The organism is Agrobacterium sp. 22-226-1 (assembly GCF_053522345.1).
On record NZ_JBNWCP010000013.1, the window covers coordinates 1 to 18148 of the forward strand.

17 protein-coding genes are annotated in these 18148 nt (G+C 60.3%); 11 read left to right on the forward strand and 6 right to left on the reverse strand.

Features of this window, described 5'->3' with window-relative positions:
• Window positions 1-311 precede the first annotated feature (311 nt).
• From gltX to ACQZ5K_RS19950, 3 genes are all read left to right on the forward strand, one after another.
• Entirely contained in the window at window positions 312-1769 is a 1458-nt protein-coding gene (gene gltX, locus ACQZ5K_RS19940; RefSeq protein WP_448741187.1) for a glutamate--tRNA ligase, read from the forward strand.
• Window positions 1770-2016: 247 nt separating this feature from the next.
• Window positions 2017-3516: a lysine--tRNA ligase gene (gene lysS, locus ACQZ5K_RS19945; RefSeq protein ID WP_174040420.1), complete on the forward strand. Its 1500-nt coding sequence runs from the start codon at window positions 2017-2019 to the stop codon at window positions 3514-3516.
• A gap of 304 nt (window positions 3517-3820) precedes the next feature.
• Window positions 3821-5560 (forward strand): patatin-like phospholipase family protein, encoded by a 1740-nt coding sequence (locus ACQZ5K_RS19950; protein ID WP_448741188.1) that lies wholly within the window; start codon window positions 3821-3823, stop codon window positions 5558-5560.
• Window positions 5561-5612: 52 nt separating this feature from the next.
• On the opposite strand, the gene ACQZ5K_RS19955 is transcribed toward ACQZ5K_RS19950, so the two are convergent.
• Window positions 5613-6515 (reverse strand): hypothetical protein, encoded by a 903-nt coding sequence (locus tag ACQZ5K_RS19955; protein ID WP_448741267.1) that lies wholly within the window; start codon window positions 6513-6515, stop codon window positions 5613-5615.
• A gap of 314 nt (window positions 6516-6829) precedes the next feature.
• On the opposite strand from ACQZ5K_RS19955, the gene ACQZ5K_RS19960 reads away from it, so the two are divergent.
• The 5 genes from ACQZ5K_RS19960 to ACQZ5K_RS19980 all read left to right on the forward strand — a co-directional run bounded on the left by ACQZ5K_RS19960 (window position 6830) and on the right by ACQZ5K_RS19980 (window position 10599).
• Window positions 6830-7720: a metal ABC transporter substrate-binding protein gene (locus ACQZ5K_RS19960; protein WP_162927615.1), complete on the forward strand. Its 891-nt coding sequence runs from the start codon at window positions 6830-6832 to the stop codon at window positions 7718-7720.
• Window positions 7717-8625, forward strand: a complete 909-nt coding sequence (locus ACQZ5K_RS19965) for a manganese/iron ABC transporter ATP-binding protein (RefSeq protein ID WP_448741189.1) — start codon at window positions 7717-7719, stop codon at window positions 8623-8625. The genes ACQZ5K_RS19960 and ACQZ5K_RS19965 overlap by 4 nt, the downstream gene beginning before the upstream one ends.
• Entirely contained in the window at window positions 8606-9466 is an 861-nt protein-coding gene (locus ACQZ5K_RS19970) for a metal ABC transporter permease (RefSeq protein ID WP_077985025.1), read from the forward strand. Before ACQZ5K_RS19965 ends, ACQZ5K_RS19970 begins: the two co-directional genes overlap by 20 nt.
• Window positions 9463-10317: a metal ABC transporter permease gene (locus ACQZ5K_RS19975; RefSeq protein WP_448741190.1), complete on the forward strand. Its 855-nt coding sequence runs from the start codon at window positions 9463-9465 to the stop codon at window positions 10315-10317. Before ACQZ5K_RS19970 ends, ACQZ5K_RS19975 begins: the two co-directional genes overlap by 4 nt.
• A 108-nt stretch (window positions 10318-10425) precedes the next feature.
• Window positions 10426-10599 (forward strand): DUF1328 domain-containing protein, encoded by a 174-nt coding sequence (locus ACQZ5K_RS19980; RefSeq protein WP_003499086.1) that lies wholly within the window; start codon window positions 10426-10428, stop codon window positions 10597-10599.
• Window positions 10600-10656: 57 nt separating this feature from the next.
• Here ACQZ5K_RS19980 and ACQZ5K_RS19985 read toward each other — a convergent pair whose 3' ends face one another.
• Window positions 10657-11388, reverse strand: a complete 732-nt coding sequence (locus ACQZ5K_RS19985; RefSeq protein WP_448741191.1) for an SDR family oxidoreductase — start codon at window positions 11386-11388, stop codon at window positions 10657-10659.
• 198 nt (window positions 11389-11586) lie between these two features.
• On the opposite strand from ACQZ5K_RS19985, the gene ACQZ5K_RS19990 reads away from it, so the two are divergent.
• Window positions 11587-12360, forward strand: coding sequence for an IclR family transcriptional regulator (locus ACQZ5K_RS19990; RefSeq protein ID WP_137005572.1), 774 nt, complete (start codon window positions 11587-11589; stop codon window positions 12358-12360).
• A 106-nt stretch (window positions 12361-12466) separates the two neighbouring features.
• Here ACQZ5K_RS19990 and tal read toward each other — a convergent pair whose 3' ends face one another.
• Complete coding sequence (gene tal / locus ACQZ5K_RS19995) at window positions 12467-13432, reverse strand: transaldolase (protein ID WP_065656345.1); 966 nt, start codon at window positions 13430-13432, stop codon at window positions 12467-12469.
• A gap of 206 nt (window positions 13433-13638) precedes the next feature.
• On the opposite strand from tal, the gene ACQZ5K_RS20000 reads away from it, so the two are divergent.
• Entirely contained in the window at window positions 13639-14613 is a 975-nt protein-coding gene (locus ACQZ5K_RS20000) for a sugar-binding transcriptional regulator (protein ID WP_065656361.1), read from the forward strand.
• A 152-nt stretch (window positions 14614-14765) separates the two neighbouring features.
• Here ACQZ5K_RS20000 and ACQZ5K_RS20005 read toward each other — a convergent pair whose 3' ends face one another.
• Together ACQZ5K_RS20005 and ACQZ5K_RS20010 are read right to left on the reverse strand one after the other, a co-directional pair.
• Complete coding sequence (locus ACQZ5K_RS20005; RefSeq protein WP_448741192.1) at window positions 14766-15638, reverse strand: methylated-DNA--[protein]-cysteine S-methyltransferase; 873 nt, start codon at window positions 15636-15638, stop codon at window positions 14766-14768.
• Window positions 15639-15897: 259 nt separating this feature from the next.
• Window positions 15898-16380 carry a DUF2244 domain-containing protein gene (locus ACQZ5K_RS20010; RefSeq protein ID WP_003523126.1) on the reverse strand — a complete coding sequence of 161 codons (483 nt, stop codon included), beginning with the start codon at window positions 16378-16380 and terminating at the stop codon, window positions 15898-15900.
• A 37-nt stretch (window positions 16381-16417) separates the two neighbouring features.
• Here ACQZ5K_RS20010 and nth point away from each other — a divergent pair, with 37 nt between their 5' ends.
• Window positions 16418-17200 (forward strand): endonuclease III, encoded by a 783-nt coding sequence (gene nth, locus ACQZ5K_RS20015; RefSeq protein ID WP_080853582.1) that lies wholly within the window; start codon window positions 16418-16420, stop codon window positions 17198-17200.
• Here the strand turns inward: nth and ACQZ5K_RS20020 are convergent.
• A complete protein-coding gene (locus ACQZ5K_RS20020; protein WP_448741193.1) occupies window positions 17162-17899 on the reverse strand; it encodes a sulfate transporter family protein in 738 nt (245 codons plus the stop codon). The two genes, nth and ACQZ5K_RS20020, sit on opposite strands and share 39 nt — an antisense overlap.
• Window positions 17900-18148: the final 249 nt, after the last annotated feature.

Genomic DNA, 18148 nt, shown 5'->3' on the forward strand with positions numbered 1-18148 from the left:
CGTCGCTCAGTTCGTGACGGCGCATGACGATCTCCCTTCAAGGGGAGTGAATCATAATCCGCTCGCCACATGAACCCCGTTTATGGGGACGCGTCCTAGGACTCTCAGCTGGGACGCTGAACCAGCGCGGGCTTCGTATTTCCTTGACGCCTGCGGCAGAATATGGCCTAAGCCGAAGCCGAACGGGAATGTGCAAAAGGCGCTTTCATTGCGTCTTCCAACATGATTTCCTGCCGCATCCAAACGAAAACATCGTGACAGAAGGGTGAAACCGCCCCGATGTCACTGCCACGTCACGACGAGTGAATTTCATGACCACTTCCGGCGTTCGCGTCCGCATCGCACCTTCCCCCACCGGCGAGCCGCATGTCGGCACCGCCTATATCGCGCTGTTCAACTATCTCTTCGCCAAGAAACATGGCGGCGAGTTCATCCTGCGCATCGAGGATACCGACGCCACCCGCTCGACCCTCGAATATGAGCAGAAGGTACTGGAAGCCCTGCGCTGGACCGGGCTGACCTGGTCGGAAGGCCCGGATGTCGGCGGCCCTTACGGTCCCTACCGCCAGTCCGAGCGCAAGGCCATGTATTGGCCCTATGCCGAAGAGCTTCTGGAAAAAGGCCATGCCTTCCGCTGTTTCTGCACGCCCGAGCGGCTGGAAGAAATGCGCGAAGCCCAGCGCGCCGCCGGCAAGCCGCCGAAATACGATGGCCACTGCCTCAACCTGAAGGCCGAGGAAGTCACCGCCCGCGTCGCCGCCGGCGAGGCCAACGTCGTGCGCATGAAAATCCCGACCGAAGGCTCGTGCGATTTCCATGACGGCGTTTATGGCGATGTCTCGATCCCGTGGGATTCGGTCGATATGCAGGTGCTGATCAAGGCCGACGGCATGCCGACCTATCACATGGCCAACGTCATCGACGACCATCTGATGAAGATCACCCATGTGGCGCGCGGCGAAGAGTGGCTGGCTTCGGTGCCCAAGCACATTCTGCTTTACCGTTATTTCGGCTGGGACCAGCCCACGTTCATGCATCTTTCGCTGATGCGCAACGCCGACAAGTCGAAGCTTTCCAAGCGCAAGAACCCGACCTCGATCTCCTATTATTCCGCTCTCGGTTACCTGCCGGAAGCGCTGATGAACTTCCTTGGCCTGTTCTTCATCCAGATCGCCGAAGGCGAAGAGCTCCTGACCATGGACGAGCTGGCGGCGAAGTTCGACCCCGAAGCGCTGTCCAAGGCCGGCGCCATCTTCGACATCCAGAAGCTGGACTGGCTGAACGGCCGCTGGCTGCGCGAAAAGCTTTCGCCGGAGGAGTTCATTTCCCGCACGCTGGAATGGGCGATGGAAAATGCCCGCCTGACCGAAGGCCTGAAGCTTGCCCAGAGCCGCATTTCAAGACTCGGCGAATTGCCGAACCTCGCCGGCTTCCTGCTGGCAAGCGATGTCGGCCTGACGCCGGCTTCCTTTGCCGGGCTCAAAAGCAAACCCGAGGAAATCCACGAAATCCTCACCACGGTTGCCGCCGATCTGGAAAAGATGCCGGATTGGAATGTGGAAGCGATCGAGGCGGAGCTGCGCGATGTCGCCGAACGCACCGGCAAGAAGCTGCGCGTCGTGACGCCGCCGCTGTTTGTGGCCATGTCCGGCTCGTCGCGCTCGCTGCCGTTGTTTGACTCGATGGCGCTGCTTGGCCGCTCCGTGGTGCGCCAGCGCCTGAAGATCGCGATTGCCGTCGTGGCTACGATGGTGGGCAGCGGAAGCTGATAGTTATGTGCTGGCGGCGACGGCAGCATTCTGAATATACCCCTCTGCTTGGGGCTTACCCCCTCTGCCCTGCCGGGCATCTCCCCCTCAAGGGGGAGATCGACAAGCGGCTGACACCTTGCCCATGGAACGGGCGGGCGCGGCATCTGATCTCCCCCCTTGAAGGGAGATGTCCGGCAGGACAGAGGGGGTAAGCCCGGAGCGCACAGGGTAACCGCAACGAACAAGGCCGCTGAAGGCGAATACGATGAACGACAAGACGACCGAAACCACCGCCCTCTCCTCCGACGCCACCGAAGTGCGCCGCCAGAAACTCGCGCTGCTGCGCGAGCAAATCGGCGATGTCTATCCGGCGCATTTCCACCGCACGCTGACCAATGCGGAGCTGGCGGAAAAATACGCCGATATCGAAGCCGACGTCGAAACCGGCGATACGGTGACGGTGGCCGGTCGCGTTTATTCCTCTCGCAATTCCGGCATGTTCATGGATATCCATGATGCATCCGGCAAGGTGCAGATCTTCTCCCACAAGGATACGACGCCGGAAGCGGCGCGCAACCTGCTGCCGATGATCGATATCGGCGACATCATCGGCGTGACCGGCAAGGTGCGTCGCACCAAGCGCGGCGAGCTGACGATCAACGCCGAAGAAATCACCATGTTGACGAAGTCGCTGCTGCCGATGCCGGAGAAGTGGCACGGCGTCTCCGACATCGAGCTGCGTTACCGCAAGCGCCACCTCGACATCCTCTCCAACGAGGAATCCAAGCTGCGCTTCCTGCAGCGTTCGAAGATTCTCTCCGGCATTCGCCGTTTCATGGAGGCCGAAGGCTTCCTCGAAGTGGAAACGCCGATGCTGCAGACTATCTATGGCGGCGCGACGGCCGATCCGTTCAAGACCTTCCACAACACGCTGAAGATGGACATGTATCTGCGCATCGCGCCGGAACTGTTCCTGAAGCGCACGCTGGTTTCGGGCCTCACTGACAAGGTGTTCGAAATCAACCGCAACTTCCGCAACGAAGGCGTCTCCACCAGGCACAATCCTGAATTCACCATGATGGAGTGCTACTGGGCCTATGCCGACTACGAAGACATCATGGGTCTCGTGGAGCGGCTGTTCGAGACGCTGGCGATTGCCCTGCATGGTACCACCGAAGTGGAATTCCAGGGCCAGACGATCTCCTTCAAGGGTCCGTTCAAGCGCGTGCCGATGCCTGAGGCGGTGAAGGAAGCAACCGGTATCGACTTCCTTGCCATCAAGACCGACGAAGAAGCCCGCGCCGCCGCCAAGGCTGCCGGTTTTGCTGTCGAAAAGGACTGGACCTGGGGCGAATGCCTTGCCTTCATCTTTGAAGAAAAAGTGGAAGGCACGCTGATCCAGCCGAGCCACGTCACGCATTTCCCGAAGGATATCTCGCCCTTCGCCAAGGAAGTGCCGGGCGAGCCGCGCCTCGTCGAGCGTTTCGAAAGCTATTGCAACGCCTGGGAAGTGGGCAACGCCTTCTCCGAACTCAACGATCCGGAAGAACAGCGCCGCCGCATGGTGGAACAGCTGGAACAGGCGCACGCCCGCGGCGAAAAGGACAAGCAGCTGGACGACGAGTTCCTCGATGCCATCGACCAGGGCATGCCGCCCGCCGGCGGCCTCGGCATCGGCGTCGACCGCCTGATCATGCTGCTCACCAACGCCCCGTCGATCCGCGACGTCATCCTCTTCCCCGCCCGCCGCAACAAGGCGGACTGATAGGACGAAACCCGGGGCGGCCTTGCGGCCGCCTTCCGCGCCCCGATTTTCTCGCTGGTGGGGAGGGGCGTATTTTCTTGACGTCGGAGAGTGTGGCGAGGTTTCGCCCGTTTGTCTGCCGGTTTTCCCCTCCATAGATAGACGCCCGCAAGTAATCATCCGGCTTTCAGCGAACGGATCGCGCAAGTTTATTTAACTTTCAGTAGAATATACTGGCGATATCGCCTCAACTTGTGACACCCATTCCCCATCATTCGCATTGTGTTTGACGGCTTTCGATCAGGAGCCGCCGGGGGAGATACGCATGCCCGAGAATGAGCTTCCCAAATACCAGCCTGATATGTTCGCCGCACCTGAAAAGGAATGCGACGTGGTGATGAAAGGCGGCATCACCTCCGGCGTCGTTTATCCCTATGCCGTTCTGGAACTGGCGCGCCGGTATCGCTTCCGCTCGATAGGCGGCACATCGGCCGGGGCGATTGCCGCCGCCTTTGCGGCGGCGGCTGAATATTCCCGCACGGTCAGAAACGATCCGGATGGTTTCACCCGCCTGCAGGCTCATTGCGACACGATACCCACTATTCTGGACAGGCTTTTCCAGCCGCAGCGCCGTTTTCGCCCGCTGATGCGTTACCTGCTATGGGCGCAGGCCGGCGGCTGGCCGGGCAAGGTTTTGGGCTTGCTCCTGGCTTTTCCGCTGGCAGCCATAGTTGGCATCGTCATCGGCGCCGGCGCCCTGTGGGTTCTGGGCGACGGTTGGGCCGGGTCGGTTCTCGCCGGGCTGGTGGGAATGCTGGCCGGCATCCTCGGCCAGATCCTGTGGCTGGTTTTCTACCGGTTGCCAAGGGACGGCTTCGGTTTCTGCTCGGGACTGACGGTTTCCGATGTCGAGGTTCCGGGCCTGACGGAATGGCTTCATGCATCGATCCAGGACATCGCTTTCGGCAGCGACGCCGCAACCGCGCCGCCGCTCACCTTCGGCGATCTCATCGGTGCGGAGCCGGAGAAGCCGGTCATCAACCTGAAGATGGTCACGACGAACCTGTCGATGCGGCGGCCGCATACGCTTCCGACCACCAGTCTCATGGTGGCTTACGACCCGACGGAATGGAGCCAGCTCTTTCCCGCGGCCGTGATGAACTGGCTGAAGCAGATCGCAACACCGGGCGGCCCCTTTCCCGAACTCAAGGCTTTTCCGGAACCCGCCCAGTTGCCGGTCATCATCGCAACGCGCATGAGCCTGAGCTTCCCGGTGCTGTTCAAGGCCATTCCGGCCTATACCAACGATCGCGGCACGCTGGATATCGTGCAGCGTCTCGGTGGCAAAGCGCGGCCCGTCATGAAGGCGAAAATCTGGTTCTCCGACGGCGGCATCAGCAGCAACTTTCCCATTCATCTTTTCGATGCCCTGCTTCCGTCGCGTCCCACTTTCGCGCTTAGCCTCGATGAATTGCCGAAATCCATCGCCGGCAGCATGAAGCGCGTCACGATCCCGCAGGCGGCGGGTGAAGGGATCGGCGTGCCCGTTCACAAGATGGAAAAAATGAGCGGCTTTCTCGGCAGCATCCTCAGCTCGGCGAAGGACTGGCAGGATCAGTCGCTCGCCACCATGCCGGGCCAGAGAGAACGCATCGCCCGCGTTTTCCTTAACGAAGAGGAAGGCGGGCTGAACCTCACCATGCCGCCGGAACGCTCTGCGAAGCTGATGAGTTACGGCCTCGAGGTCGGATCGCTCTTCGCCAACGGCACGCTGGATTTCGACGAGCATCGCTGGCGACGGACGCTCGTTGCCTATGATCGGCTGGAAGACACGGTGTTTGCGACTGAGCGGCTGTGGAACGAAGGCAAATATCAAGACTGGCTGACGGGCTATATCGACGAGGTCAAGAGCTACGAAGCCGTGACAAAGGGTGATCGGGAAAAGCTGATCGCCCGCATTGCCGCCTTTGCCGCCCTGTCGCAGAGTTTCTCTCCGGCAATCGTCAACAAACGGAAGAAATTTCCAAATCCGGCTGGCCGCCTGCGGATCGGGCCGGATATCTGACACGTCAGATGCGAGCCCCGGAAGGGTTCGGGGATAAACCGACCTCGCCCGCTTAGTGGCTCGCGGCCTTTTTCTCCGCACCGGGTTCTTCCGCCGGCGCATTTTCGGCAGCCGGCTTTTCTTCCGCCGCCTGTGCGGTCGTCGAGCCTTTGCCGAAGATCAGCGATTTCAGATAGGACAGGCTGAAGATGCTGCCGCCATCGGCTTCCGGCGTCGAGGTCAGAAGTTCGTCGGCAGCCGGTTCCCCATGCGCTTCGGGAGACGGGGTTTCGCCATGGGCAGCCCCGCCTTCGTTGGCTTCCGCCGGCGCGCCGCCGTGGCCGCCTGTGCCGTCATCTTTGGTTTCGCCGTGTCCCGTCGCAGTTTTCGCGGGTTTTCCTTCATGGCCTTCAGAACCGGCATCCAGAGCCGGGGTCGCACAATCGGCCGAATCGCTGAGGCCTGCCGCCAGCGCCTCGGCATCTTCCAGCGGCAGATCGATACGCAAGCCGTAAAACTGGCCGCTGGCATTGGCGGCGCCATCGTAATAAAAGGCCGAATAACGATGGGCATCCGCGCCTTCGGGAATTTTTGCCGGATCGGGAATGAAAACCACCTGTGCGGCAATGGCACGGCCACGCATTTCCGAGCGCAGCTGCGGACCGTTCTTGTCGAGCACGGAGACCTGAACCAGATCGGGTTTCTGCTTGTCGTAAACCGCCCTTGCCACACGAAGCGCAGTCTTCAGCCGCTCTGTGCCGTCACCGCCCTGGGTGCGAATGAATTTGCGGATCCATAGGGAACCGTTCTTGCGGATATTGACCGTCTGGACCGCGTCGCAGGAAAGCCCGTTGGTGGAGGCATAGGATGGGCCGAGCAGCCGCTCGCTGCCGATAAACACGGCAGCAGAGCCGGTCGCACCCGCCAAAAGCAGGATCCCGCCTCCAATCATAACGAGCTTGCGCGAAAACCGCATTCGTCTGAATACAGCTTTCACCCGCAACATCCTGACATCAAGTACCCCGTCTTACGCCCTCACCCCAAAACGTGGCTCGAAGGATGAGGAACACACGCGGGACAAGCTCCGGACCACGCTGTCCGAGCCTTGCGATAGTGCCGCTTTCTCATTGAAAAAAGTTTAATCCCGCCGGTGCAACACCGGCAAAAACGCGCCATTTTCGGACATTTGCGAAATGCACTAATTTGCGAATGATTTGCAATAGCGTTGACAAGCGTGATTTTATAACAGATGGTATTGCGAATTAATCGCAACAAAATCTGGTGAGCCCCGTGAACTTCCATAAAATCCGCCACGCGATTTTCGCTTTTTCGCTTTTTCTGCCCGGCGCTGCCCTTGCTCAGGAAAAACCGACTGTCGTGACGACCTTCACCATCATCGCCGACATGGCGCGCAATGTGGCGGGCGATGCGGCCGAAGTGGAAAGCATTACCAAGCCGGGCGCTGAAATTCACAACTACCAGCCGACGCCGCGCGATATTCTCAAAGCCCGCAAGGCCGATCTGGTGCTTCGCAATGGCCTCAATCTGGAATTGTGGTTCGAAAAGTTCCTGGCCAACCTTTCCGGCGTGCCAAGCGTGACGGTGAGCGACGGCGTGGAACCCATGGCGATCAGCGGCGGCGCCTATCAGGGAAAACCCAATCCGCACGCCTGGATGTCGCCCGATAACGCCTTGATCTACGTGGAAAATATCCGCAAGGGCCTGACCGAGATCGACCCCGCCCATGCCGATGTCTATGCCGCCAATGCCAAGGCCTATTCGGACAAGATCAGAGCCACCGTGCAGCCGATCCGCGACACGCTTTCCGTTCTGCCGGAAAACAAGCGCTGGTTGGTAACGAGCGAAGGCGCGTTTTCTTATCTCGCCCGCGATTTCGGCCTGAAGGAACTGTTCCTGTGGCCGGTCAATGCCGACAGCCAGGGCACACCGCAGCAGGTGCGCGGCGTGATCGACGCCATGCGCGAGCACAATATCCACGTCATCTTCAGCGAAAGCACGGTTTCCGCCGATCCCGCCCAGCAGGTGGCCAAGGAAACCGGCGCGGCCTATGGCGGCATCCTCTATGTGGACTCGCTGAGCGAGGCGGACGGTCCCGTTCCGACCTATCTGGACCTTTTGCGCGTGACCAGCGAAACCATTGCCAAGGGGCTGTCTTCATGAGAATGGGCAGTAAAAAATCGGGCGGCGGCCTGACGGTTCAAAATGCGACAGTGACCTATCGAAACGGCCACACCGCATTAAGAAATGCCAGCTTTTCCATTCCCCGCGGAACGATCACTGCACTTGTCGGCGTCAATGGCGCCGGCAAGTCCACGATTTTCAAGGCCATCATGGGTTTCGTGCCGCTGGCCGCCGGCTCCGTCTCTATTTTCGACCTGCCGGTGAAGGAAGCGCTCAGGAAAAACCTCGTCGCTTATGTGCCGCAGGCCGAGGAGGTGGACTGGAGCTTTCCGGTGCTGGTGGAGGATGTGGTGATGATGGGCCGTTACGGCCACATGAATTTCCTGCGCATTCCCTCGAAACGCGACCATCACATGGTCGAAGAGGCGCTGAAACGCGTCAATATGCTGGACTATCGCAAGCGCCAGATCGGCGAACTCTCCGGCGGGCAGAAGAAGCGGGTGTTTCTGGCCCGCGCGCTGGCGCAGGAGGGTCAGGTGATCCTGCTGGACGAGCCTTTTACCGGTGTCGACGTAACGACGGAAGAGCAGATCGTCGCACTTTTGAAGGCGCTGCGCGACGAGGGCCGCGTCATGCTGGTCTCCACCCATAATCTCGGCAGCGTGCCGGAATTCTGTGACCGCGCCGTCTTCGTCAAGGGCACGGTGCTGGCATCGGGCAAGACGGCGGATACCTTCAACGAGGAGAACCTGCAAAAAGCCTTCGGCGGCAGCCTGCGCCACTTCGTGCTGGGCGGGGTAGACCTGCATAACGACGCCGATCCGCGCCGGGTGAAGGTCATCACCGATGACGAGCGGCCTTTCGTAATCTACGGCAAGAACGGCCAGAACCGGCGCGATCCTGAGGCTCCGAAAGATAAAGTCGATGATAAACAGCCTTCTTGAGCCCTTCACTTATGGTTACATGCTGAACGCCATCTGGGTCAGCGCACTGGTGGGCGGCGTCTGCGGCTTTCTCTCAGCCTATCTGATGCTGAAGGGCTGGTCGCTGATCGGCGATGCGCTTTCCCACGCCATCGTTCCGGGCGTGGCGGGCGCCTATATGCTGGGCCTGCCCTTTTCGCTCGGCGCGTTCCTTTCCGGCGGGCTTGCGGCCGGTTCCATGCTGTTCCTGAACCAGAAGACGCGGTTGAAGGAAGACGCGATCATCGGGTTGATCTTCACCTCGTTTTTCGGGCTTGGCCTGTTCATGGTGTCGCTCTCGCCCACCTCGGTGAATATCCAGACCATTGTGCTCGGCAATATTCTGGCGATCACCGCCGAAGACACCATCCAGCTCGCGCTGATCGGCGGCATCAGCCTCATCGTGCTGGCGCTGAAATGGCGTGACTTCATGGTGGTGTTCTTCGATGAGAACCACGCCCGCACCGTGGGGCTGAAGCCGGAAGTGCTGAAGGTGATCTTCTTCACCCTGCTGGCCGCCTCCACGGTTGCCGCCTTGCAGACCGTCGGGGCCTTCCTTGTCGTCGCCATGGTGGTGACGCCGGGCGCTACCGCCTATCTCCTGACCGACCGTTTCGAACGGCTGATCCTGATGAGCCTCATCATCGGCGCGGCCACCAGCTTCGTTGGCGCTTATCTCAGCTATTTCCTCGACGGTGCGACCGGCGGCGTTATCGTTGTGCTGCAGACCGCGATATTCCTTGCTGCCTTCGTTTTCGCGCCCAAGCACGGCCTGCTTGCTTCCCGCGCCAAGGCCCGCAAGGCGCTGGAGGAAACGCCATGAGCGACTATCTCGAGCTCGCGATCCTGCCGTTTCAGCTGCCTTTCATGCAATATGCCTTCGTGATCACTTTGATGATCGCGGTGCCTATGGCGATGCTCTCCTGTTTTCTGGTGCTGAAGGGCTGGTCGCTGATGGGCGATGCGGTTTCCCACGCCGTGCTGCCCGGTGTGGTGCTGGCCTATATCGTCAACATCCCGCTTTCCATCGGCGCCTTCATCGCCGGCATGATCTGCGCGCTCGGCACCGGTTTCATCAAGGAAAACAGCCGCATCAAGGAGGACACGGTGCTGGGCATCGTCTTTTCCGGCATGTTCGGGCTGGGGCTGGTGCTGTATGTGAAAGTGCAGAGCGATGTGCATCTCGACCACATCCTCTTCGGCGACATGCTGGGCATTGCGCCGTCGGATATGCTGGAGACGGGCCTGATTGCGCTTTTCGCCACGCTGTTTCTCGGCATTCTGCGCAAGGATCTACTTGTCAACGCCTTCGATGCGCAGCATGCGAAAGCCATAGGCCTGCCGGTGCGTGTCCTGCATTACGGTCTGCTGATGGTCCTGTCGCTCACCGTCGTCGGGGCGCTGAAGGCGGTAGGTATCATCCTCTCGGTCGCCATGCTGGTCGTGCCGGGCGCAATCGCCTTCCTGCTGACCCGGCGGTTTTCCGCCATGCTGCTGGTGGCCATTGCGGTGGCGATAACCTCATCGCTGGCAGGCATATGGCTGAGCTTCCTCATCGACAGCGCGCCGGCCCCCACTATCGTCATGTTCATGAGCCTTGCTTTCGTTGCCACCTTCATCCGCACCACCTTGAAGGCGAGGCGGATCGATGCGGCAGGGGAAACAGGCTTCTAAAATAACGATTTTTGCGGGCGTATGGAACATTTTCGCCTTTTGCGCGTCATTTTACCGAGCCTGTCGCGGGGCGGCGGGCTCGGGAAATTATGCAAAAGGGGAAGCGCCATGCTGAAGTGGGCTCTTATTTTCTTTGTTATCTCTTTGATCGCGGGCGTATTTGGCTTTACCGGCATTTCGGCAGCCGCGGCGGGCGTGGCCCGAATCCTGTTCTTCATCGCCGTGGTGATCTTCCTGGTCTTCCTCGTGCTTGCACTGATGGCCGGAAGCGCCGTCGTCTGAATGAAAAAAGGCGACCGGTTTTCACGCCGGTCGCCTCTCCTCTCTCCATTGAAAGATTCAGCCCGTCCAGCCGCCGTCAATGACGTGAATCTGGCCGGTGGTGAAGCCTGCCTCGTCCGAAGCGAGATAGGTAACGAGTGCCGCGATTTCTTCCGGCGTGGCGATACGACCCATCGGTTGGCGGCCGATGAAATCGGCCAGCGCCTGTTCGTAATTGCCGGTGGCGCGCAGGCGGTCATGCAGGGACGGGCTATCGACCGTGCCGGGGCAGATGGCGTTGCAGCGAATGCCTTTGGTGACGAAATCGGCGGCGATGGCTTTGGTCAGACCCACCACGGCCGCCTTGGAGGCGGTATAGGCGAAACGGTTCGGTACGCCCTTCACACTGGAAGCGACGGAGGACATGTTGACGATTGCGCCCTTGCCCTTTTCCAGCATGCCGGGCAGGAAGGCGCGGCAGGTGCGATACATGGCCTTGGCGTTGAGATCGAAGGAGAAATCCCAGTCCTTCTCTTCGCAATCGAGAATGGTGCCGGAGTGAACGAAACCGGCGCAGTTGAACAGCACATCCGCATGGCCGATATCGGCGGCGAAATCCTTGACGCCATCGCCATCGAGCACGTTCAGAACCCGGGTTTCCGCGCCTTTAAGCGTCGAAAGCGCCTGCTCATTGATATCGGTGGCGATGACGCGTGCACCGAGCGAGACGAACCGCTCGGCCGCCGCCCGGCCGATACCCTGACCGGCGGCGGTGATCACCACTGTCCGGCCGTTAAAATCCTGCACCATGAATAGCCTCCCGCTATAGCGCGCCCGCCCATCAGGGTTCAGGTCGCTGAATTTCGATGATCTCAAATATGGATCGACAATTCATATGTAAACGCGGTATTCATATAACGTCAAGCAAACTTGCGTGGATGGCGGGTATCGGGCAACCATATTTTCAGGCTGCCACCCGGCGACCGCGCAAAACACCTTCGAGGCCAGATGACTGACGACGACAGCGAAAGATATCGCGCTCCCGCCCTCGACAAGGGTCTGGACATTCTCGAACTTTTGGCCCGTACCGACGGCGGGTTGACCCAGATCGAGATCGCCAAGTCTATCGGCAAAAGCCCGAACGAGCTTTATCGCATGCTGGACCGGCTGGTGCGCCGAGGCTATGTGCAGCGGCTTGAGGGAGACCGCTTCTCACTGACGCTGAAAATGTTCGGGCTGGCGCATTTCCACGCGCCGATCCGCCGGCTGGTTTCTTTCGCCGCACCGGTCATGCGCGATTTTTCGGCAAGCGCCGAGCAGGCCTGTCATCTGGCGGTTTATGATCGCGGCAGCGTGGTCGTCATCGCCCAGCAGGAATCGTCCACCTATTGGGCAATGTCCATGCGGGTCGGCGCGCAGATGAGCCTGTTCCACACCGGCTCCGGCCATGTGCTTCTGGCCTTCCAGACGGAAGCGCAGCGCCAGATCATGATAACCGAACAGGTGCGCGGCAGCGGCGAAACCGTGCCGCCGGACCTTGCCGGGCGGCTGGCGGAGGTGCGCAAAAACGGTCTCGAATCCATGGACAGCCTTCAGACCGCCGGCGTGCGCAATATTTCCGCCCCGGTGCTGACGCTGGACGGCACGGCGCTTGCCGTCATCACCTGCCCCTATATTACCCCGCTTGGGGGCAAGGCCCCGACACGCGAGGCCTGTGAAGCGCTGATCCGCGAGGCGGCAAAGCGGATTTCCGAAGTGGCGACGGGAAACGGAAATTTCTGAAGCGCACAAAAAAACGCGACCGGCAGGGACCCGATCGCGTTTTGAGTGACTGGAGATTTATATCTCTTAAACGCAGGGGGAACGTGGATGGTTCCCCCTTTTTGTATCAGGCCGCAGCCAGCGTCAGTTCCTTGCGGACCATTTCGCGCAGCGTCACCAGATCCTTGGCGAAGAGGCGGATGCCTTCAGAGAGCTTCTCGGTGGCCATCGCATCTTCGTTGAGCGCCCAGCGGAATGCCTTCTCGTCGAGCGACTGCAGCGGCTCTGCCTTGACATTGTCAGGCGAAAGCTTGCGCTCCAGCTTGCCGCTGTCCTTGTCCAGCTCTTCCAGCAGCGCCGGGCTGATCGTCAGGCGATCGCAACCGGCCAGCGCTTCGATTTCGCCGACATTGCGGAAGGAGGCGCCCATGACGACGGTGCTGATGCCATTGGCCTTGTAATAATTGTAGATGCTGCGCACCGAAACGACGCCCGGATCGGTTTCGGCGGTGTAGGTCTCACCGGTGGACTTCTTGTACCAGTCGAGAATACGGCCGACGAAGGGCGAGATGAGGAAGACCTTGGCTTCGGCGCAGGCAATCGCCTGTGCCTGCGAGAACAGCAGGGTCAGGTTGCAATCGATGCCTTCGGACTGGAGAACCTCGGCAGCCTTGATGCCTTCCCAGGTGGAGGCGAGCTTGATGAGGATGCGTTCACGCTCGATGCCGCGCTCCTTGTAGGCGGCGATGATGTGGCGCGCCTTGGTGATGGAGGCTTGCGTATCGAAGGAAAGGTCGGCATCGACTTCGGTCGACACACGGCCGGGAACGAGGCCGGCAAGGGCTGCGCCCACGGAAATGGCAAGACGGTCGGCAACGGCGGCAACCACGGCGTCGGACTGGCCGCCCTGCTTCTTGCCCCATGCGACGGCTTCCTTCACCGCATCGGCAAAGGCCGGTGTGCCGAGCGCTTTGAGAACGATGGTAGGGTTGGTGGTGCAATCCACCGGCTTCAGGCGCGCAACCGCCTCGATATCGCCGGTATCTGCAACGACCGTGGTGATGGCGCGAAGTTGTTCGAGTTTGGATGTCATATCTGATGATCCTTCATGATCTCTTGAAAACTTGCTCAGCCGTCATTTCGTTCCCGCACCGGGGGTGCGCCCAAGGCCGAAATCGCGGTTTCGTCGGTTCCAACTATCGCAAGTCGAAGACGCGAAAGTCAAGACATTTGCGCATCGCAATTGACATAAGTTTCACGCCTGCGATACTCGGTCGCTAATAATGAATGGCGGAAACCGTGGCGAAACTGAGAAGAGAAACCCATACGGCCTATTCGGAAGCGGCGTCTCTGCGGCTGCGCGCCGCATGGCTCTATTATAATCAGGGCATGACGCAGAAGGATGTCGCCGAGAAACTGGGCATCAGCCGCTCCACCGTCATCCGCCTTCTGGACGAGGCGATGAAGCGCTCCGAAGTGCAGATATGGATCAACGAAGGCATTGAGGATTTCGTCGAGCTGGCCGGCCGGCTGGAGGCGGCCTACGGGCTGGACGAGGCGGTGATCATCCCTTCCCCGGATAAGGCGAACGCCGAAGGCACGGCCAAGGCCGTCGGGCTGGCGCTCGGGCAATTCCTCTCAGAAGCGGTGCCGAACGAGGCCACCATCGGCGTCGGCTGGGGCCGCACCATGACCGCCTCGCTTTCCAGCTTTCGCCCGCCGCGCCGGGAAAACTGCAAGGTCGTCTCGCTGCTCGGCGGCATCGTCGCCGTGCACCAGACCAACCCGCTCGATTACACCTGGCGGCTGGCAAGCGCGCTCGGAGCGGAATGTTACATGTTCCTCGCGCCGCTGCTGGTGGATTCCGTCGAGACCAAACGGGCGCTGATCGAAAAATGCGGGCTAGCGACGCTTTATGATCTCGCCGAAACGCTCGATCTCGCCATCGTCTCCTGCGGCGATATCGGGCCGCATTCGACCTCGCTGTCGGAAGGCTTCATTTCGAAGGCGACGCTGCAGGAACTCATCGATGCCGGCTGCGTCTGCGATACCATGTTCAATTTCATCGATGCCGAAGGCCGCTCGGTCGATCACCCGATCAACCAGCGCGCCATGGCAATCGATCTCGATACGCTGCGCAAGGCCAAACACATCGTGCTGGCCTCCGGCGGCGCCCACCGCGCCATCGCCATCCGCGCCACGATCAAGCGGATCGGGTGCAATACGCTGATTACAGACGAGGCGGCGGCACGAGCGTTGATGGAGCTGGTTTAGGCTTCGTCAGTCGGTTTAGGCTCTCCCTCATTCCTGTGCTTGTCACAGGAATCCAGTCGGTGCGCGTCTGCGCGACGGGAAGAGTCTTTTCAGCCCAAGGACTTGGGCTGACTGGATCCCTGTGGCAAGCACAGGAATGAGGGAGACCAAACTCACACCTTCCCCGTTTCCCAGCCGAGCATCGCCCGCTTGCGGGTCAGGCCCCAGTGATACCCCGTCAGAGCCCCGCTTTTCCCCACGGCGCGATGGCAGGGAACGACGAAGGAGACCGGGTTGGCGCCGACCGCCGCACCCACGGCGCGGGAGGCGGTAGGCTGGCCGATATCGCAGGCGATGTGCGAATAGGTAACCGCGCGGCCCATCGGAATTTTCAGGAGGCTTTCCCAGACCCGCACCTGAAAATCCGTGCCGAGCAGCACGACGCGCAGCGGCCTGTCTGCCGACCACATGCATGGATCGAAGATGCGGGCGGCGTAGGGCGCAGTCGCTTCGCGATCCTCGACATAATCGGCATTCGGCCAGCGGCCGGCCATGTCCTCGAAACAGGCCCTTTCCTCGCCCGGATCGGCGAAGGCGCAGCCGGCAAGGCCACGATCTGTCACCATGACCAGCGCAAGACCGAAGGGCGAGGTGTGGAAACCGTAACGGATCGTCAGCCCACCGCCCTTGGCCTTCCATTCGCCGGGTGACATGGCCTCATGGGTGACGAACAGATCGTGCAGGCGTCCGGGGCCAGACATGCCGACCTCGATGGAGGTTTCCAGCAGCGGCAAATCCTCTTCGCGCAACAGCCTCTTGGCATGATCGAGCGTTACGGCCTGCAGGAATGCCTTGGGCGAAAGGCCGGCCCAGCGGGTGAAGGTCTTCTGCAATTGCGTCGGCGACTGGCCGAGCTCTGCGGCAATGGCTTCGAGGGAGGGTTGCTCGCGATAATCCAGCGTCAAAAGCTCGATAACCCCGCGCACCGTGTCGTAATCCGATCCGATGGGGGTGATGTCTTCGTTCAGCGTAATATTGGCGTTCATCGCAAATCTCCTAACGGGTAAGAGAAAATCATTAAAGCGACTTCGTCTCCACCCGTTTCTTGCGCGGCATCACGATACGCAAGGAATGTTCGTTAGCCGGAACACCCACGCACCCTCATTCCTGTGCTTGTCACAGGAATCCAGCATACACGCGTCCGCGTGGCGAGGGACTCTTTTCAGCCTAAAGACTTGGGCTGGCTGTGACAAGCACAGGGATGAGGGAAGGAGACCACCGCGCCACGACAACTTCCTGATCCCCTCACATCCGCCGCCGCACAGTCGCCAGCGCGCCGCCAAACGCCTTGGCGAAACTTTCGCGGTCATCCGGGTTGAGAAACGAACCGATATCGGTCGCCCGGCCTTCACCCGTCACATGCATGGAGACAATGCCGATCTCGTCATGCCGCCTCACCCTGAAGCGCGCCCAGAAGGGATTGAAGCGATGCTCCACCATCCGCCCGGCGGGAGAAAATTTGCGGATCGACAGGCTGGTGCGCGAGACGCTGACCTCTTCCCGCGCCTTCGCCGCCCGGTAATTGGCGCGGAAGGCGGCATAAAGAAGCAGGAAATCCAGCCCGAAGAACAGGCCGACCGGCCATGCCCCGGTGGCGAGGAAAAAGCCGCCATAGACAAGGCAGGCCAGGCCGGAGAAAAGCAGGAGCAGCCGGAAACCCCTTCTGCCAAGCGAACGGTGCGGCACGAGTTCCGCCGCGAAAATCGGCTGGTCGTTGAGCGTATCCACGTTGCTTTCCTCAGGGCGGGCTGGCTATAGATAGTCCATGACAGTCGCCAAAAAACGATCCAGCACCCAAACATTGAAAAAGTCAAATCCGGCATCCGCGCGCAAGCCGGCGCGGGTGAAAACGGCCTATTCCAAGGACGAGCTCACCGAGATCTTCCGGCGCTTTTCCATTCAGCGGCCGGAGCCGAAAGGCGAGCTGGAACATACCAATCCCTTCACCCTGCTGGTGGCCGTGGCGCTTTCCGCACAGGCGACCGATGTGGGCGTGAACCGGGCCACGCGCGCGCTGTTCAAGGTGGCCGATACGCCGGAAAAGATGCTGGCGCTCGGCGAGGAAGAACTGATCGGTTATATCAAGACCATCGGGCTTTACCGCAACAAGGCGAAAAACGTCATTGCCCTGTCGCAGATGCTGATCGACAATTTTGGCGGCGAGGTGCCGAAAACCCGCGAGGAACTGGTGACGCTGCCGGGTGTGGGCCGCAAGACGGCCAATGTGGTGATGTCCATGGCCTTCGGCGTGCCCACGCTTGCGGTGGATACACACGTCTTCCGCATTGCCAACCGGCTCTGTCTTGCGCCGGGCAAAACCCCTGACGAGGTTGAAGACCGGCTGATCCGCATCATTCCCGAACAATATCTGTTCCATGCCCATCACTGGCTGATCCTGCATGGGCGTTACTGCTGCAAGGCGCGCAAGCCGGAATGCGAACGCTGCGTGATCGCCGATATCTGCAAATCGCCGGAAAAGACCTTCGATATTCCAGCGCCGCTGGTGGAATTACCCGCGCAGCTGTTCGGTGCGGCCAGCGGCGAATGAGGGATCGCGCCGGCTGACGGCTTTGTGCAGATGCACCATCATCGAGGCGGCAAAAAGCGGCGTTAACAGGTTGAGGAACGGCACCGCCAGGAAGGCCGCTATCACCAGCCCGGCCATGAAGACGGTGGTGCGGTGTTTTGAGCGGAACAACCTCGCTTCGACGGGCGAGCGGAAACGCATCGCCGCGAATTCGAAGAATTCCCGGCCGAGCAGATAACCGTTCACCAGAAAAAACGCGATGAGATTGATACCCGGCACCAGAAGCAGCAACAGCGCAACAAGGTTGCCGGCAATGACGACACCGAAGAACTTGATGGACGACAGAACGGCCTCGCCGACCGGCATCGCCTTGCCCGGCGGATCGCTCGGGTAGCTCTTTTTCTCAACCACTTCGGCGACATCGTCGAGAAACAGGCCGGCAATGACGGCGGTGACCGGCGAAATGAGCAGCGCGAGCGCCAGCGCCAGCCCGATGCCGGCGAAAATGGCGAAAACGAAGGTCAACCAGCCCGCCCAGTCCGGCACGCCGGGGATCAGCGTATCCACCCGCGGCAAGGCGAAATAAATGAAGATCGAGCGGATGGCGAACCACAGCGCCGCAAGCACGAGAAGCGTGAGCCCCAGAACCTTCCAGAAGACTGACCGGGTTTCGGCGGCAAAGAGATTGTGGAAGGCAAGCCTCGCCGCATCAAAAATCATCCGGAACTCCTCGACGCCTTTCGCGTTGAAACACACTTACCAGACGAGAGATAAGCGCTGCCCGCCTGCTCTGCAAGACGGGCGGAAATATGCCAAATGGCTGGATTTAAACCGCAGATGGAATTTCTCTTGAATAAAAGGTATCTCTAAAATATAATAATATACCTATTACATTTCGCATTCCGGTCCGGTGGAGGACAAGGCCGGGAAAGCTATCCCCCACCGTCAAATTGCGGTTCGCACGCTCGT

Coding starts and splice junctions, on each gene's coding strand:
- nth (WP_080853582.1), top strand. CDS start 16,418: ATGACAGTCGCCAAAAAACGATCCAGCACCCAAACATTGAAAAAGTCA.
- ACQZ5K_RS19965 (WP_448741189.1), top strand. CDS start 7,717: ATGAGAATGGGCAGTAAAAAATCGGGCGGCGGCCTGACGGTTCAAAAT.
- ACQZ5K_RS20005 (WP_448741192.1), bottom strand. CDS start 15,638: ATGAACGCCAATATTACGCTGAACGAAGACATCACCCCCATCGGATCG.
- ACQZ5K_RS19955 (WP_448741267.1), bottom strand. CDS start 6,515: ATGCGGTTTTCGCGCAAGCTCGTTATGATTGGAGGCGGGATCCTGCTT.
- tal (WP_065656345.1), bottom strand. CDS start 13,432: ATGACATCCAAACTCGAACAACTTCGCGCCATCACCACGGTCGTTGCA.
- ACQZ5K_RS19990 (WP_137005572.1), top strand. CDS start 11,587: ATGACTGACGACGACAGCGAAAGATATCGCGCTCCCGCCCTCGACAAG.
- ACQZ5K_RS19980 (WP_003499086.1), top strand. CDS start 10,426: ATGCTGAAGTGGGCTCTTATTTTCTTTGTTATCTCTTTGATCGCGGGC.
- ACQZ5K_RS19970 (WP_077985025.1), top strand. CDS start 8,606: ATGATAAACAGCCTTCTTGAGCCCTTCACTTATGGTTACATGCTGAAC.
- lysS (WP_174040420.1), top strand. CDS start 2,017: ATGAACGACAAGACGACCGAAACCACCGCCCTCTCCTCCGACGCCACC.
- ACQZ5K_RS19950 (WP_448741188.1), top strand. CDS start 3,821: ATGCCCGAGAATGAGCTTCCCAAATACCAGCCTGATATGTTCGCCGCA.
- ACQZ5K_RS20020 (WP_448741193.1), bottom strand. CDS start 17,899: ATGATTTTTGATGCGGCGAGGCTTGCCTTCCACAATCTCTTTGCCGCC.
- ACQZ5K_RS19975 (WP_448741190.1), top strand. CDS start 9,463: ATGAGCGACTATCTCGAGCTCGCGATCCTGCCGTTTCAGCTGCCTTTC.
- ACQZ5K_RS19985 (WP_448741191.1), bottom strand. CDS start 11,388: ATGGTGCAGGATTTTAACGGCCGGACAGTGGTGATCACCGCCGCCGGT.
- gltX (WP_448741187.1), top strand. CDS start 312: ATGACCACTTCCGGCGTTCGCGTCCGCATCGCACCTTCCCCCACCGGC.